This window comes from Haliscomenobacter sp. (genome assembly GCF_033763495.1).
Taxonomy (GTDB): domain Bacteria; phylum Bacteroidota; class Bacteroidia; order Chitinophagales; family Saprospiraceae; genus Haliscomenobacter.
In genome coordinates, this window is the sequence record NZ_JANRKL010000025.1 from 1 (window position 1) to 16,599 (window position 16,599).

11 protein-coding genes are annotated in these 16,599 nt (G+C 47.7%); 4 read left to right on the forward strand and 7 right to left on the reverse strand.

Features of this window, described 5'->3' with window-relative positions:
• Window positions 1-448: 448 nt before the first annotated feature.
• A complete protein-coding gene (locus SFV55_RS02065) occupies window positions 449-3,574 on the reverse strand; it encodes a hypothetical protein (protein ID WP_320027788.1) in 3,126 nt (1,041 codons plus the stop codon).
• Window positions 3,575-3,820: 246 nt separating this feature from the next.
• On the opposite strand from SFV55_RS02065, the gene SFV55_RS02070 reads away from it, so the two are divergent.
• Window positions 3,821-4,327 carry a YciI family protein gene (locus SFV55_RS02070; protein WP_320027789.1) on the forward strand — a complete coding sequence of 169 codons (507 nt, stop codon included), beginning with the start codon at window positions 3,821-3,823 and terminating at the stop codon, window positions 4,325-4,327.
• Window positions 4,328-4,454: 127 nt separating this feature from the next.
• Here SFV55_RS02070 and SFV55_RS02075 read toward each other — a convergent pair whose 3' ends face one another.
• The 5 genes from SFV55_RS02075 to SFV55_RS02095 all read right to left on the reverse strand — a co-directional run bounded on the left by SFV55_RS02075 (window position 4,455) and on the right by SFV55_RS02095 (window position 10,975).
• Complete coding sequence (locus tag SFV55_RS02075; protein WP_320027790.1) at window positions 4,455-6,152, reverse strand: sodium:solute symporter family transporter; 1,698 nt, start codon at window positions 6,150-6,152, stop codon at window positions 4,455-4,457.
• Window positions 6,153-6,208: 56 nt separating this feature from the next.
• Window positions 6,209-7,711: an L-arabinose isomerase gene (gene araA, locus SFV55_RS02080; RefSeq protein ID WP_320027791.1), complete on the reverse strand. Its 1,503-nt coding sequence runs from the start codon at window positions 7,709-7,711 to the stop codon at window positions 6,209-6,211.
• 9 nt (window positions 7,712-7,720) lie between these two features.
• A complete protein-coding gene (locus SFV55_RS02085) occupies window positions 7,721-8,422 on the reverse strand; it encodes an L-ribulose-5-phosphate 4-epimerase (RefSeq protein WP_320027792.1) in 702 nt (233 codons plus the stop codon).
• Between the two features lie 146 nt (window positions 8,423-8,568).
• Complete coding sequence (locus SFV55_RS02090; protein ID WP_320027793.1) at window positions 8,569-10,236, reverse strand: ribulokinase; 1,668 nt, start codon at window positions 10,234-10,236, stop codon at window positions 8,569-8,571.
• 124 nt (window positions 10,237-10,360) lie between these two features.
• Window positions 10,361-10,975 carry a Uma2 family endonuclease gene (locus SFV55_RS02095; RefSeq protein ID WP_320027794.1) on the reverse strand — a complete coding sequence of 205 codons (615 nt, stop codon included), beginning with the start codon at window positions 10,973-10,975 and terminating at the stop codon, window positions 10,361-10,363.
• 134 nt (window positions 10,976-11,109) lie between these two features.
• Here SFV55_RS02095 and queE point away from each other — a divergent pair, with 134 nt between their 5' ends.
• The 3 genes from queE (at window position 11,110) to SFV55_RS02110 (ending at window position 15,341) form a co-directional block, all read left to right on the forward strand.
• Complete coding sequence (queE, locus tag SFV55_RS02100; protein ID WP_320027795.1) at window positions 11,110-11,805, forward strand: 7-carboxy-7-deazaguanine synthase; 696 nt, start codon at window positions 11,110-11,112, stop codon at window positions 11,803-11,805.
• Between the two features lie 190 nt (window positions 11,806-11,995).
• Window positions 11,996-14,107: an ATP-binding protein gene (locus SFV55_RS02105; protein ID WP_320027796.1), complete on the forward strand. Its 2,112-nt coding sequence runs from the start codon at window positions 11,996-11,998 to the stop codon at window positions 14,105-14,107.
• A 70-nt stretch (window positions 14,108-14,177) separates the two neighbouring features.
• A complete protein-coding gene (locus SFV55_RS02110) occupies window positions 14,178-15,341 on the forward strand; it encodes a DUF5009 domain-containing protein (RefSeq protein ID WP_320027797.1) in 1,164 nt (387 codons plus the stop codon).
• Here the strand turns inward: SFV55_RS02110 and SFV55_RS02115 are convergent.
• On the reverse strand, window positions 15,320-16,333 hold the full coding sequence (locus tag SFV55_RS02115) for an LLM class flavin-dependent oxidoreductase (RefSeq protein WP_320027798.1): 1,014 nt from the start codon (window positions 16,331-16,333) through the stop codon (window positions 15,320-15,322). The genes SFV55_RS02110 and SFV55_RS02115 overlap by 22 nt on opposite strands.
• Window positions 16,334-16,599: the final 266 nt, after the last annotated feature.

Consider the following 16,599-nt stretch of genomic DNA (forward strand, 5'->3'; position numbering starts at 1 on the left):
AAATGACAAGTAAACATACTCTGGTCATGGGACGAGTTTTTGAGATGGCCAAAATTACCAAAATTCCCTTTGCTTGGTTGTTAAATAATTTTCAGCCCCAAAAATATCTTTTTTTTACGTATTTGAATTATTTCCACGCAAATTTACGGTCTTCGTGATAAATAAAGGAAAACCATACACGTAAGTTGCTGATACAGGGCAAAAACCATTACAAGCAAAACCAAACTTCGCCAAATGCAGCCGAGTGGCTGTTAGACTTGTCTAGGGCGAACCAAATCAGGCTGAATTTTAATCGAAGTACTATATGAATGCAGATTTGTAAAAAATATTTTAAAAAGGAGAGAAAAAAGGTTTGAGTGCATAACAAAGGGCAACTCAAAAAATGACGGATGATGCCAGATTGTAGAGACGCACGGCCGTGCGTCTCTACGGTGCGCTGCTCCAACGCTCAGTACGTTTTCCATCTCGTTTTCAGCCCCTTCTTCACACCTTTGGCTGCTTTCCCGCTGATGCTGAAAAATTTCTGGGCTTCCTTTAAATTGGTTTGAGGATTGGCTTCATGAAAACGATCGGCCATGGTGTACACCAAGGATTTAAAGTTTTCTCCTGCTGCACCTGAAGTCGCATAATTTGCATTAAGTATTTCGCTAATTAACGGTATTTGGTCAGTAAACAGACAATTGTGGCCCACGTAGTAGGCTGCAAAATCAAAATTTTTAGGGTCGCGAAGGTATTGCTCCATAGGCTGGAGTTTAAAGCCAAAATTGCTCAGGTTGTTGGTTTCAAAAGAGCGTTCCAATTTGCGGTACTGGCTTTCAAATGCTTCCCAGTTCTTGCTTTTTTCCAGGTTTTGGAACTCCAGTTGGGCCAACTCAAAATCCTTTGGCGCTTCGTATTTGCGCAAGGCTTCGTTGATGGTATAAATGTCAAGATCACAATAAGTAGCAGCCTGGCAAACCGCGAATACCTTCTGATAAATGTCGTAGGCTGCAGCAAACTTGCGTTGATTGATCAATTGTTCAGCATTTTTTATCCCAGTTTCGTACATCTCCCTTTCTTCAAAACAAGAGGCTTTGGCAATGTTCTTATAACGACTTTGCAAAGCTGCAGGCACAGGCAAGGGGTAAGCAGCCAGGTATTGCCGAAAATTTTTGAGCGCTTCATATTTTGCCTGTTGGTCGTAAGTGCGTTCTACATCACTTAATTTTTTGTCCAACAAATCGGCAAAAACCTGATCTCTCAAGCGTTTGGCATCATCACGCAAAGTCAAACTGCTGGTCTGGTTATTTTCCACCAGCGGATGCAACAAATCCAGGGCTTTTTGGGGGTTACCCTGAGCAACCAGGGTCTGTCCGCGGGTCAATTGCAACTTGAATTCCGTATCTACAAAGGGGTCTGGCTGATTGGCACTCACTTTGAGATTGCGAGCCAGGGTGATGTTCTCCTTGCGGAAGCGGGCGAGTACTGCGGCAGCATCATCCAATGCGCCAGAAGCAATCATTCCTTCCAATAATTTCTTTTGGGCATCCACTTTTCGGCCAAACAGAATTGGCCCTCTGCTTACAAAAGCATTGGTCAAACTATCTCCAGACTGGGCAGTAGTGATAAAAGTACTCAGGTCTTCAAAAAGTACTACCCCAGCATCGATCTGATCGTTGCGCAGGTACTGATCCAGGTATCCCAAAGTGCGCAAACTAAAACTCCGCCGCATCCGCGCCACCTGGGCAGTTTGGGTTTCGGTCAAATAGGGGCGATACAAGGTCCGGACCGAATCCAGGGAGTTGAAGCGGCGGATGGCCGTTTCGGCAGTTCCGGGGTTGAACATCCAGCGCTCAGCTTCTTTGGCCAAAAAGCTGTAGTGGTCCTGGCTCAGGCGGCGGCGCTCCTCACGGCTGTTGTTTTGAGGAAGTGCCCCAGTCATTTGTTGTTCGAGGCTTTCTACCTTGTCCAGGGCGCGAAATCCTTCCTGAAAGCGCTGCTGGTCGCGCAGATTGCCAATTTTGCGTAGGTACTCCTGGTGCAAGTCAACGAGCATGTCGTTCGTATTCAGAAACTGAAAGCCAGCGGTCCGCTGCATGTTTTGCAGGTCATAAAGGGCCGTTTCTGCCTGGCTCAGGTTGTCGCTGCGCAGGTGATCCACAAAACGACGTTGGCTGTTGTCCGCATATTTGCGCAGGGCTTCCTGCTTTTCTCCCCGCAAGGATGAACTGGCGTAACTGTTGAAATACCGGGGGTTCGCGTCGGCGAATACAATCGCCTGGTTGTAGTAATTGTGGATCAGCGACCAATCATTACCCGAAGCAGCCTGACGGGCCCGTTGCTGCAAAGCAGCCAATTCGGCTTGGTAAGCTTGCTGAATCAGATTTTCCAGTTCGGCAAAACAGGCATTTTGGTCTCGATCGGTACTCAACAATTTGCAATATTCCCCTGCAAAAGTGCGCAAATGATCCTCCTTTAGGCGCAAAGTCGGCTGACGTCCAGCCTCAGCAATGGCATCGTCGCGTTCTTTGTAAATCACGCTGGTAATTTCCCGATTGAGTTGTTCGCCAACATAATCGCGGTTGAGTCGAATGGCGTAGCGCAGTTGCTCAATCCGGCGGCGGTAATCCAGTTGACGACGACGGTACAGGATGTTTTGAACTTCCAAGCGGGCAGCTTCCCGAATTTTGTAGTCCAGGTCGTTGAGCGACTTATCGCTGAGTTGGTATTTTTTGACAAAATCAACCGCATCCCAATAGGCTTTTTCTTTATCGTCAAAAGTGGAAGATTGTTCCATTTTGCTGCGCAAACGCCCCAATTCATCTTCCTGCAAGCGGTACTTGCGGTCATTGATTTCCGTCTTTTTTCCATTCAGGTAGCCAGGATTGTCATTGACCAGGGCTTCGACTTCGGCCAGGGTTTTCCATTTTTCCTCAAAGGTGCGTCGATTGACTATGCTGTTGAGTAGCTCAGTGTAGCGGTCTGCGTGTAATTTTTTCAACAAATCGTCGGCAGTGCTTTGGCAGTTCCAGTTGAGCACCACTAGGCTGTTTTTTTCACAAAAAGCCTTGGCTTCCAGGAATTTGCTGCGCTTTTGTTCAAAACCACCTGCGTTTTTTCCCGCTTCTATGAGGGCATCAAAACGCAACTGGGCATCTTTTTCCCGAATCCGCTCACTGCAATTGTCTACACTGTAAAGGTCACACAAGTCTCTTGCCTCCTTAAGCCGATCCTGATTGTTGAGGTCGATCAAACGTTTGATTTCGCGGGAAAAGGCTATTTTGAGGTGGCTGTCACAATTTTCCAGTTTGGTCGTTGTGCACAATTCTTTGGCTTGTCGCAGCAAACTAACGACATCTGCACTGCCTTGCGCTTTTTTGAGCAAATCATCAAATTTGGATTGATCTGTGGTCACAGGTGTTTTGATGGAATCCTCCTTGGTAGGCTTTACCTCAATTTGGGGCCGCGGGCGTCCTGGATTTTTTTTAAGCAAAAGGGTATCCAGTTTTTGGGAAAAGCCAAATACATTGAGCAACATCAAACTGCTAATCAGGAGCAATTTTTGACCAAAAAGAGGTTTGCAAAGCGTTTTCATACCACAGCAAATTTGTTTTGTTTGGGAGAAAAGCGCTGAACCGACAGCACTTTATTCTCTTTAAAATTACAAACTAAGGACGCAAAGTTCTACTTCAAAGTTAAAGTCAGGCAAAACTTTGCATTTTTCTTAACCAAGCAAGCCCGATTTGTTATCAAATTTAAAGGTGATTCAATTTTTTATGTTAAAATTTTTATAAAATAAAAAAATAGTATAATTTTATCGGCTCATCCTAAAACCTACATTATGTCTAAATTGTACTTGTACTTCCTGGGACTAAGTGTCTTTATTGCCGCCTGCAAACCCGGTGACGCTCCTTCCGAACCAAAAAAGAGTTATTACGCCCAAATCACCGAAGATACCAGCTATGACTCTTTATTGGCTCAAAAGCTGGACGCTGATGATTATGGTATGAAAGCTTATGTGATGGCTTTTTTAAAAACAGGCCCCAATCGGAAGCTGGACTCTGCCGCCACCGCAAAACTCCAGGAAGCACACCTGAAAAATATCTTCCGCATGGCGGATGAAGGTAAGTTGTTGGTGGCAGGCCCATTTATGGATGATACGGATATTCGCGGCATTTACATTTTTGATGTCCGCTCGGTTGAAGAAGCCAAAAAATTGACGGAAACGGACCCGGCGATCAAGGCGGGGAGTTTGGTGATGGAGCTTCACCCCTGGTATGGCTCGGCAGCCTTGCCATTATTGGCGCCCCTACATAAAAAAGTGCAGAAAAATGCGATCGTGGATTGAGCGTACTACAGGACATTTTTATTTTCTGCCACAAAGACACAAAGGCGCTAAGTGATTAATAGCGCTTTGTGCCTTCGTGCCTTTATGGCGAAAAAAATTCTTGTTGTAGCATCTAGCAGCAACAAAACTACCAGAACTTGATGTAAATCGCGGTCAGGATCAACAGTGTAGCCACAATCATCGCCATGATGCGTGGGCTAACTTTGAACATACTGGCATCCAGGTCAAAAGCCTTTTCATTCACTTTTGGCCCAAATAAGCTCATCACAATCATCACCAGCATTGTAAAGCCGAAAGCCAGACCCATACAGATCAAAAATGGAATTTCAAATCCACCCTTGCCGTTGGGATAAGCAGTGTATAAGAAGGTGTGATTGCCCAGTACCGTTGGAGCATATTCATTGAAAAATACGGACAAGATGAAGCCAACCAGAACCCCGGCAACCGCAGCAGCTCCAGTAGTACGTTTCCAGAACATCCCCAAAAGAAACATGGCAAATACACCAGGGCTAATGAATCCGGTGTACTTTTGGATGAAAGTAAAACCACCCTCCCCACCAATGCCCAATAGGTCATTCCAGGTGAGCGCAATGGCCAACAACATCGAAGCAATGATGGTCGCCCGACCAATCCAGACCAGTTTACGGTCCTCCGCTTCTTTATCAAAATATTTCTTGTAAATATCCAGGGTAAAAATGGTCGAAATACTGTTGGCTTTCCCGGCCAGGGAGGCTACGATAGCCGCCGTAAGTGCCGCCATAGACAAACCTTTCAGGCCCGCAGGCAGGAAGGTCAAAATGGCCGAATAAGCATTGTCGGTCATGAATTTGCCATCAGGTGCCATTTGCGCCTGTAATTCGCCGTTTTGGTACAATACATATGCAGCTATACCTGGCAACATTACAATAATTGGCATCATCAATTTGAGGAAACCAGCGAACAGAATCCCGGTGCGTGCCGTATTGAGGTCCGCGCCCAGAGCCCGTTGCGTGATGTATTGGTTGCAGCCCCAGTAATTGAGGTTGACAATCCATTGCCCGACCAGGTACATCGCAATACCCGGCAAAAGCAGGTATTTATTGATGTAATCCTGTGAGGCTTCGGGCCCGGGTTTGGCCATGATCATGTGAAAATGGTCGTCTGCTTTTTCCATCAACAAATTGAAACCTGCAAATACGTTTTGGCCCATGCCAAATTTTTCACTCACCATCGTCAGCGCCAACCAGGTTGTTGCCAAACCACCAACGATAAGCACAAAAACCTGCAATACATCGGTATACCCGATCACCTTCATCCCCCCAATGGTGATGAAGAGGGCAAAAACCGCCAGGCCAATCATGATCAGGTGAAAATACCCGCCGCCAATCAGGTTGTTGATGGCCAGAGCCCCCAGGAACAGGATTGAAGTAAGGTTGACAAAGATGTACAGGAACAACCAGAAAATGGTCATGATCATACTCACCGTTTCATTGTACCGCGTCTTTAAAAACTGCGGCATGGTGTAAATATGATTTTTGAGGTAGATCGGCATAAAAAATACCGCTACGATGATGAGGGCGATTGCAGCAATCCATTCATAGGCTGCTACCGCTATTCCCACAAAAAAACCATTCCCGGACATCCCGATGAACTGCTCCGCAGAAATGTTGGAAGCAATCAGCGAGGCCCCAATGGCCCACCAGGTCAACGACCCTTCGGCCAGAAAAAAATCAGTGGTAGTCGTTACTGCTTTTTTCTTGCGTTGGTAAATCCAGTATCCGTAGCCTACCACAAGAATGAAATAAGCAAAGAATACTACTAAATCCACCGTTTGTAGATTTTGCATCAATACAAATGTTTTGTTTGTTTAAAAAAATTTATGCAGGACGCGAATATAGAGAACTAGTACATACGTTGGCCATAATAAACTTCGTTCCAGCGCAGCTCATTTTTGAAATCGTACAAATTGGTGCGCTCGTTGATCAAAACATATTCAATGCCAGCGATTTCTGCAAAGTCAGCCAGGTATTCATCACTCAGGTTTTGGCTGTAACAGGTATGGTGGGCGCCTCCCGCCAAAATCCAGGCCGCCGCTCCGGTTTTGAGGTCGGGTTTCACCTTCCACAATACCCTCGCAACGGGTAACTTGGGCAAATCCTGAGCAGGTTCAATGGCTTCTACTTCGTTGACGATTAGGCGGAAACGATTGCCCATGTCCACGATCGAAGCGTTAAGTGCTGGGCCTGCAGGACAGTTGAAGACCAAACGAACCGGGTCAGCTTTGCCACCAATGCCCAGCGGATGTACCTCACAACTTGGTTTTTGGGCAGCAATGGAGGGGCAAATTTCCAGCATATGGGCACCCAATACTTGCATGTTATCGGGTTGAAAATGGTAGGTGTAGTCTTCCATAAAGGAATTGCCTCCGGGCAGTCCCGCCGCCATAACTTTCATTGCACGCACCAGCGCCGAAGTTTTCCAATCCCCTTCGCCGCCAAAGCCATATCCCGCTGCCATTAGTCGTTGTGAGGCAATACCCGGCAATTGTACCATGCCATGCAGGTCTTCGAAGGTGTCGGTGAAGCCTTTAAAATTGCCTGCTTCCAGGAAGCTTTTCATGCCCAATTCGATGCGGGCAGCTTCGACGAGTGAGCTGCGTTGAGCGCCGCCCTTTTGCAAACTGGTGGATAAGGTATAACTTGCTTCGTACTCTTCAATCAATTGCTGGATTTGGGCATCACTCACTGCATTGATGACCTGTACCAGGTCCCCTACCCCATGGGTATTGACCGAGTAGCCAAATTTGATTTCGGCTTCCACCTTGTCGCCTTCGGTTACAGCTACCTGGCGCATGTTGTCGCCAAAACGGACGAACTTGCCACCCTGCCAGTCGTTCCAGGCAGCAGCTACCCGACACCATACGCCCAGGCGCTCCTGTACTTCAGGATCTTGCCAATGGCCCACCACCACCTTGCGATTCAGGCGCATTCGTGCTCCGATGAACCCAAACTCACGGTCGCCATGCGCCGATTGGTTAAGGTTCATAAAATCCATATCGATGCTGGACCAGGGGATGTCCTGGTTGAATTGGGTATGCAAATGGGCCAGGGGTTTGCGTAGGATTTTGAGCCCGTTGATCCACATTTTGGCAGGGGAAAAGGTATGCATCCAGCAAATCAGGCCGATACACTGTGGTGCAGAGTTGGCTTCAATGACGAGTTTGCTGATTTCTTCCGGCCCAACCACAATGGGCTTAAAAACGATTTTTACCGGGATATTTGCAGCGGCATCCAGGGATTTGGCAATGGTTTCGGCGTTTTGAGCAACTTGTTTGAGGGTCTCAGGGCCGTACAGGTGTTGGCTTCCGGTGACAAACCAGGCTTCGAGTTGTTTGAGTTGGATCATTTCAATTAATTATTGCCCGTAATAGGCGTTTTTACCATGCTTGCGTTCGTAATGTTTTTGAATCAAGGCGTCCTTGAGCCGGGGTACATCTGGCCGGATGGTCACACTCAGGTAGGCCATACGTGCTACCTCCTCCAGCACAGCGCTGTTGTACACGGCTTTTTCCACCGTTTTGCCCCAGGTGAAGGGAGCGTGATTGCCCACCAGGATCATTTCCACTTCTTCGTAGCTGTAGCCGCGCCGGGTAAAATCATTCATGATCTGGAACCCTGTTTCGTATTCGTAGTTGCCCTGAATCATGGCGTCCTCCATGGGGGGCGCGCAGGGAATGTCTACGGTGAGGTGGTCGGCGTGGGTGGTACCCAGGATCGGGATGTCCAGTTGGGTTTGAGCCCAGGCGGTAGCGTAAGTGGAATGGGTATGCACGATGCCACCGATGTTTTCCCAATGCTTGTACAACACTGCGTGGGTTTTGGTGTCGGAAGAGGCCCGTTTGGTCCCTTCAATCACCTGGGCTTCAAAGTCGAGGATGACCATGTCCTCAGCGCGGAGGCTCGCGTAGGGCACCCCACTGGGTTTGATGGCAAAGACCCCGGCAGAGCGATCTGCTACACTGGCATTGCCAAAGGTAAAGAGCACCAGTCCCAGTTGGGGCAGCTGCATATTGGCTTCGTAACAAGCTTCTTTGAGGCTTTGGTAAGCGCTTTTCATTTTGTTTTTTTTGGGCAGCTTCGCTGCTGGGTTTTTCACCACCTAAGAAACCTCAGAAACCTAAGGGACACCACAGAAATTATACATTGGATAAACAGACTTAGGTGTAACTTAGGTGTCTCAGGTTTCTAAGGTGGTGAAAAAAATCAATTCTTTTTTTCCACAAAATCCCCAAATCGACCGTATTCAGTGTATAGCTTTTCATACAGGGCCGCATTGGTGGGGATGGGGTGGTAAATTTTATCAAAACCATTGCCCATCACCTGCATGGCGCTCGCCACATCGGGGTATACACCAGCAGCTACTGCCGCATACATGGCTGCACCCAAAGCGGGAGCTTGTTCTGAACGCGCGATTTTGATGGGGCGGTTCAGTACATCGGCCAGGGTTTGCATCACGAAATCCGACTTTTTGGCGACACCGCCCATGCCTACCACGGCTTTGATGGGAATGCCTTCGGCTTCAAAGCGATCGACAATTTTTTTGGAACCAAAACAAATCGCCTCAACCAAAGCCTTAAAAATCGCTGGCGCATCGGAGCCCATATTCAGGCCCATGATGGCCCCCTTCAGGCTTTGGTCGGCATCGGGTGTACGGCGGCCATTGACCCAGTCGAGGGCGACAATACCAGTTTGGGCTACCGGAATCTGAGCGGCGGCGGCGCTGAGTTGGGCAATGATTTTGTCTTCCATTTCGTCCAGAAGAGCCGTTTTGGTGGCATCATCCAGGAGTTGGCTTTGTGGCAGCAGTTGTTGCAGTGGCCAGGTAATGACTTGTTTGAACCAGGCCAGCAAGTCGCCAAAAGCCGACTGTCCGGCTTCCAGGCCCATCATACCCGGTACGATGGAGCCATCCACCTGACCGCAGATGCCGTGTACGAGTTTGTCTTGCACCTCATCCAGGGGCGCTACCAACATATCACAAGTGGAAGTGCCCATCACTTTGATCAGGGTATAAGCTTCGGCTTCACCACCTACGGCTCCAGCGTGGGCATCAAAAGTGCCTACGCTCACTACCACGCCCTCGTGCAAGCCCAAGCGTTGGGCCCATTCGCCGGAGAGGTGGCCCGCAGCTTCATCGGCAGTATAGGTATCCTGGTAGAGGTGTTCGCGCAGACCCGCGAGTTTGGGTTCGAGGTGGGTTAAAAAGTCCTCGGAAGGCAGGCCGCCCCAGGATTCGTGCCACATGGCCTTGTGCCCGGCGGCACAACGGCTGCGTTTGGTGCTCAGGGCGTCGTCGCCACCGATGAGCAGGTGGGTGATCCAATCGCAGTGTTCCATCCAGGAATAGGCGGCTTGTTGTACGGCTTCGTCCTGGCGGATGGTATGGGTGATTTTGGCCCAAAACCACTCGGAAGAATAAATACCCCCTTCGTACATGGTGTAGTCGATGCCACCCCAGGTGCGGGCTTTGTGGTTGATTTCTTCAGCTTCGGCCAGGGCGGTATGGTCTTTCCAGAGGATGAACATGCCGTTGGGGTTTTCGGCAAATTCGGGCAGGAGCGCCAGCGGGGTGCCCGTTTTATCCACTGCTACTGGTGTGGAACCAGTGGTGTCTACGGTGATGCCGACCACAAACTGGGGGTCCAAACCTGGCAATTGCTTCAGGGTCCGGAAGATGGCGTCTTCCAGGCTTTCTACATAATCGAGGGGATGCTGGCGGAATTGGTTTTGGGCAGGCTTACAGTACAAACCTTTTTTCCAACGTGGATAGTAGGTGACGGCACTGGCCAATTCGGCACCGTTAGCAGTATCAACCAGCACTGCGCGGACCGAATCGGTGCCAAAATCAGCGCCGAGGACGTATCGATTCATGTCAACAGTTTTGTTCTTGCGATAATAAATGTAAAAGTAACAATTATTGTTGCTTGTGCAAATTTGGTGTGGCTTTTTTTAAGGATGGTATTTGGAGGGCGAAAATCTTGCCAGGATCAATGGACTAATCCTGTACTATTTTGTGGTAAAGTCGATCCAGGGACAGTGGACAATTGTGCACAGCAAAAAGGATGGCAGTGGATTCAACGCCAGTGTAATCCCGGACAATCCAGGTTTCGTCCGTTTGGCGAGAATATACCGATACTTTTTTGCCTTCCAGGTGAATCAATACATATTCTTTGAAACTAGGCAGGCTGCGGTAGTATTCAAATTTGGTAGTCCGATTGTAATCTTCCGTGGTTTTGGACAATACCTCAATGATCAGCAAAGGATTAACAATGGTATCTTTACGCTGGGCGTAATAAAGGGGTTTTTCTGAAATCACTACCGCATCGGGATAGACCACTTTATCATAGGCTTCAATCCGGATTTTGGTATCAGAGTTGTTGACGAGGTAGTCAAGGTTGTTTTCTTCTACAAAATTCTCGATGAGCCTGGCCGAACGCTGCGCCAATTGGTTGTGTTTGAAGGAGCCTCCCGCCATTTTAACAACTATTCCGTGGTGGTATTCGTGTTTGTCTTGGGCCTTTTCTTCTGCGGCAAAGTAAGCCTCTAGCGACACCATTTTTTTAGGTTTGGGCTGCCTTGGAATAGAGGTTTGTACTTTTGCTTCGGCCATTTCTGCTGCTTATTTTGTTCAAAAATAAGTTTTTTAGAATTAACCTGTAGACTTTTTTGTGTTGTTGCTGGAAGAATTTAAACCAACACAGGTGGAATCCCGCTAACTTTGTGCCTTGTAATTGGAGCCGAACCATGAAAAAGAAACAAACCTACAAAGTCAAAGAAATATTTTACACCCTGCAAGGGGAAGGTGCCCAGGCGGGTCGCCCGGCGGTGTTTTGCCGTTTTTCGGGCTGCAACCTCTGGTCGGGGCGTGAAGAGGACCGCGCTAAGGCGATTTGCCAGTTTTGTGATACCGACTTTTGGGGCATGGATGGCGAAAATGGTGGGAAGTACAATGCGGAGGAATTGGCGGATATGGTGATTGGGTTGTGGCCGGGGGGAAGTGAAAAGTGGAAAGTGAAAAGTGAAAAGCAATTGGGCGATACCTATGTCTTGGAGGGCAAGCCTTATGTGGTGTGTACAGGGGGGGAGCCACTGCTGCAATTGGATGAGGAGCTGATTGCAGCTTTTCATGCCCGCGGGCTGGAAGTGGCAGTGGAAACCAATGGCACCGTGGCTGCTCCGGCGGGGCTGGACTGGATTTGTATGAGCCCCAAAGCGAATACCGAATTGCTCATTCAAAAAGGGCATGAGCTGAAACTGGTATACCCGCAGCCGGGCGCGGAACCTGAGCGCTACTTGCACCTGGATTTTGACCATTTTTATCTACAACCTATGGACGGGCCGCTGGGACAACAAAATACCAAGCTGACTTTGGAGTATTGTATGAAGCATCCAAAGTGGAAGTTGAGTTTGCAGACGCATAAGATTTTGGGGATTGCGTGATTTTCTATTGCCAATTTCTTCAAAGAAGCTTTTTATTCGGCCTTTGTCCCATTGGGAAGACCATATCTACCATTCGGAGGGTAAAATGTACCATTCGGAGGACACCGCTATATCAGAAATAGTCCATTTTATATCTTTCCAAAAATTTATTTATAGGCGGCCTCTGTACTCATTCATTAAACACCTAGCCATGAAATACCTGAGCCTGATCTTTTTGTTTTGTACCATCCAAACCTTGGCCCAAAGCGAACCCGTTTTTCGCATCGATAGTTTACCCGTGCAAGGCATTGTATTGGATAAAGGCTGGAAATGGCATGCGGGAGATAATCCTGAGTGGGTGAAAGAGGGGTATGATGATTCGGGATGGGAGTCGATTGATCCCATGAAAGATATTCTGGAATTGCCTCAGTTGTGGCGCACAAAGGTTGGTTGGTTCAGGCTAAAACTTCGAATGGATAGTGCATTTACCAACAAACCGATTGCATTGTCAATTAATCAAGTAGGGGCAACGGAATATTTTTTGGATGGCCAGAAATTGGCTCAATATGGGGTATTTCGTGTTGGCGAGAAAGAGGTTCTTGCTGTTGCTTCTCACAGGGCAGCCAGAATTTTTTTCATTTTACCCATTCATGATGCCAAAGAACACGTTTTAGCCATACGTTATGGCCTGCAAAAAAAGCATATTTACCTCAGGAGCGATCCAATAATCCAACCATTTCACTTAAAAATTGTGCTGGCTGAATCATTGAATGAACTCATGCACCATGATATGAGCCTTCCTTTTATCTATATTCGACTGGGCATTAATTTTTCCATTTTCCTCTTCCATTTGGTGCTTTTTGTTTTTAACCCAGTCCGAAAAGCTAATTTGTATTTTGTCTTTTATGCCTGCATGAGTTTTATGTTCAATCTATTCAGTGGAATAGGTACCCAGGAGATACAATTTTTGTGGCTAAGTACTATAATTAGAGCCCTGGCTTATTTAACTATACCCGTTTCTAACCTATTTTTGTTAATCGCTGTTTACGATTTGTTCAATAGGAAGTTGGGCCTTGCATTTTGGATTCTATTTATTTATTTCTTGATTGGTACGGGTTTATTTTTGACAGGTCAACGAAATGTATACTTCGTGGGATACGTAATTCCTGGCATTTTGCCGCTTCTGGAAATTATTCGCGTCACATTTATTGCAAAAAAACACAAACTAAAAGGAGCAAATATTATTTTCATTGGTACCTTAAGCTACTTGATCTTTATCGTATGCTATTTTATGGCCGTTCTGGGCTATTTGCCTGCTGGACCAAAATGGATTTTGGGACATATTTACTTCAGCATCAGTTTTTTGAGCATTCCTATTTCTCTTTCCATTTATTTGGCAATTGAATCATCGCTTAGTAGTCGGGATTTAAAATTACAGTTGTTGGAAGTGGAAAAACTTTCTGCGGAGAAACAACAGATCCTCGCCACCCAAAACGAAACCCTCGAACGCCAAGTCGCCGAACGTACCGCCCAGCTCCAAGCCTCCCAAGCCCAACTCATCCAACGCGAAAAACTCGCCTCCCTGGGCGAACTCACCGCAGGCATCGCCCACGAAATCCAGAACCCGCTCAACTTTGTGAACAACTTCGCCGAAGTCAGCGCCGAAATGGCCGCAGAAATGAAAGAAGAAATGGACAAAGGGGAAACCGAAGAGGCCAAATTCATCGCAGATGACCTAATCCTCAACCTGCAAAAAATCAACCACCACGGCAAACGAGCTAGTAGTATCGTAAAAAACATGCTGGAACACTCGCGGAGCAGCACGGGTGAAAAAGCACTCACGAATCTCAATACTTTGCTGGATGAATGCCTACGCCTCAGTTACCACGGCATGAGAGCCCAGGAAAAGGATTTTCAAGCGGAGTACAGCCTGGATTTAGAAGCCGACTTGCCAGAAGTGGTGGTGGTCGCTCAGGACATTGGCAGAGTTTTGCTCAATTTGTTCAACAATGCATTCTATGAGTTGCTGCAAAAACGCAAACAATTACCAGCCGATACAGCGTACACACCCATGGTGAGTGCCAGTACCCGAAAAACGGAACAAGGCATCGAGATTCGCATCAGCGACAATGGCTCGGGTATCCCGGAAGCGATCCGGGATAAAATCTTCCAGCCATTTTTTACCACCAAACCTACGGGTGAGGGAACGGGGTTGGGGCTGAGTTTGGCTTATGACATCATCACCAAGGGGCACAATGGAAGTCTGGCCCTGGATACTCAGCCGGGAGAGGGTAGCAGTTTCATCATTACTTTACCACTTTAGCATCAGATAGCCATGATCTGCTGCCCCTACAACCCATGTTTATTTTCAGCTCCTTTTTTTATTTTTAAGCATGAAAAACCAGCGCCTACCCTCCATCGACATCCTGCGAGCAGTGACCATGCTGCTCATGATTTTTGTTAACGACCTTTGGAGTTTAACCCAGGTTCCCCGTTGGCTACTCCATACCGCCGCCGAGGAGGATGGAATGGGTTTATCCGATGTGGTGTTTCCTGCTTTTTTATTCATTGTCGGGCTGTCCATTCCCCATGCGCTGAAGGCGCGGTTGGAAAAGGGAGCATCCAAAGTTTCGGTGCTGCTGCACATCCTCAGCAGAAGCTTTGCTTTGTTGGTCATGGGTTTGTTCATGGTCAATCTGGAAAACATCGACGCTACCCAATTGCTGATCCGCAAGGAATATTGGCAAATTTTAATGGCCTTGGCCTTTGTGCTCATTTGGAACAATTACCGAACTCCGATGGTCTTTGGCGTAGTACCCGCTATTTTCCTCAAGATTTTGGGCTGGCTCATTTTGGCCTTTTTGGCGTCCATTTACCGTGGCGCGTCGGGCAATTGGATGATGATCCATTGGTGGGGTATTTTGGGTTTGATCGGCTGGGCGTATTTGCTGGTGGCTTTGCTTTATTTGTGGATTGGGGATAAAGTATGGTGGTTGGTGGCCATCTGTATCGGGTTGTTGCTGCTCAATGTCAACGAATTTGTCCGGCTACTTGGGTTCGATTTCCAATTGGTGATCAGCGCATCCAACCACGCCAGTGTGATGCTGGGGGTATTGACCACGGTGATTTACAGCCACCTGGCGGCTAAAGATCAATTGAAGTGGTTGGTTCCCAGTCTGATTGGAGTAGCGCTACTGTTGATTGCTTTTGGCTTCGCCACCCGACCCGAATGGGGCATCTCCAAAATTCGCGCCACCCCTTCCTGGACTGCCATCTGCGCCGGGATCAGTATCCTGGCCTTTGTGCTGCTGCATTACATTGCGGATGTGAAAGGCCAAAGCAAGTGGGCAAATTTCATTGCTCCGGCGGGATCGAGTACTTTGACCTGCTATTTGATGCCTTATTTTGCTTATGCTATTGTGGCGCTATTGGGCTGGAGTTTGCCGGAGGTATTGACCGATGGACTGCTGGGGCTATTGAAATCCGCGCTGTTCGCCTTTCTGGTCATTCAATTTACGGGTTTGTTGAACCGGGTTCAAATTGGGCTCAAAATCTGACTATTCATCACCTCTTTGACAATCGAAAACGATTTAAGCTTTGCCGCTTTATCATAAATGTGGCTGGTAATCATCAACTCATCGATGCCTGTTTCTTCAACAAATGCCGATAATTTACTTTGCAGGGTCTGTTTACTCCCGGTAAAGGTGTAATACATCATACTTTGGATGGCCTGCTGCACATCGGGATTTCTAAACACATCCGGCAATGGTCCCGGAGCTTGCAATGGTCTTCGTTCGTTGGTGATGATGCCCAGGAACATTCGGTAAAGGCTGGTCGACAAAAACTCAGCTACTTCATCCGTATCGGCAGCTAGCACATTCACACAAGCCATTACATAAGGTTCTTCCAGTTGGGCAGAAGGGCGAAAATTCTTACGGTAAATCTCTATCGCCGTTCTGAATAGTCTTGGTGCAAAATGGGCCGCAAAGGCATACGGCAAGCCCAAACTGGCCGCAAGGTAGGCACTATCGGTGCTGGAACCCAAAATCCAGATGGGCACCTCCACCCCTTCCCCCGGAAAGGCCCTTACTTTGGATAATTTGTTGTCAGGGCTGAAATATTTTTGCAGTTGCAGGATCTCTGCCTGGAAATCATACTCCACATAGGCATTGTTTCTGCGCAAAGCCAGGGCAGTCTGCTGATCGGTTCCCGGGGCTCTTCCCAGCCCCAAGTCAATTTTATCCGGATAGATACTTGCCAGCGTTCCAAACTGCTCAGTTACTGCCAAAGGACTGTGATTGGGCAGCATAATGCCACCAGAACCTACCCGAATTTTCCCGGCGGTGGCTCCGGCAATATGCCCAATCAATACCGCAGTCGCCGAGCTGGCAACATGTTCCATATTATGGTGCTCGGCCAGCCAGATTCTTTTGTACCCAAGCAATTCCGCATGCTGAGCCACTTCAACTGTTTTCTGGATGGCTGCAGCTGCATTGTCCCCTTCAGAAACTACCGCTAATTCTAAGACAGAAATCGGAATATGCTTCATTGTACATTATTTGGTAAATCCCATCCAAGATGGCTCATGTTTGGATAGAACCTAACGTGGTCTAGAATAGTTTAACGCCCCAAAAAATCAATTTCCCTACTCCACGCATTTTTTTATCTTTGCCTCATCTATGGAAAAGCAACGCATCATCATCGGGCCCGAACGGTTTTCGCTGACCATTGAGCGGCTCTGCCACCAATTGGTTGAAGAATTTGATGATTTTAGCAACACCTGTATCATTGGCATTCAGCCACGTGGGGTTGCCC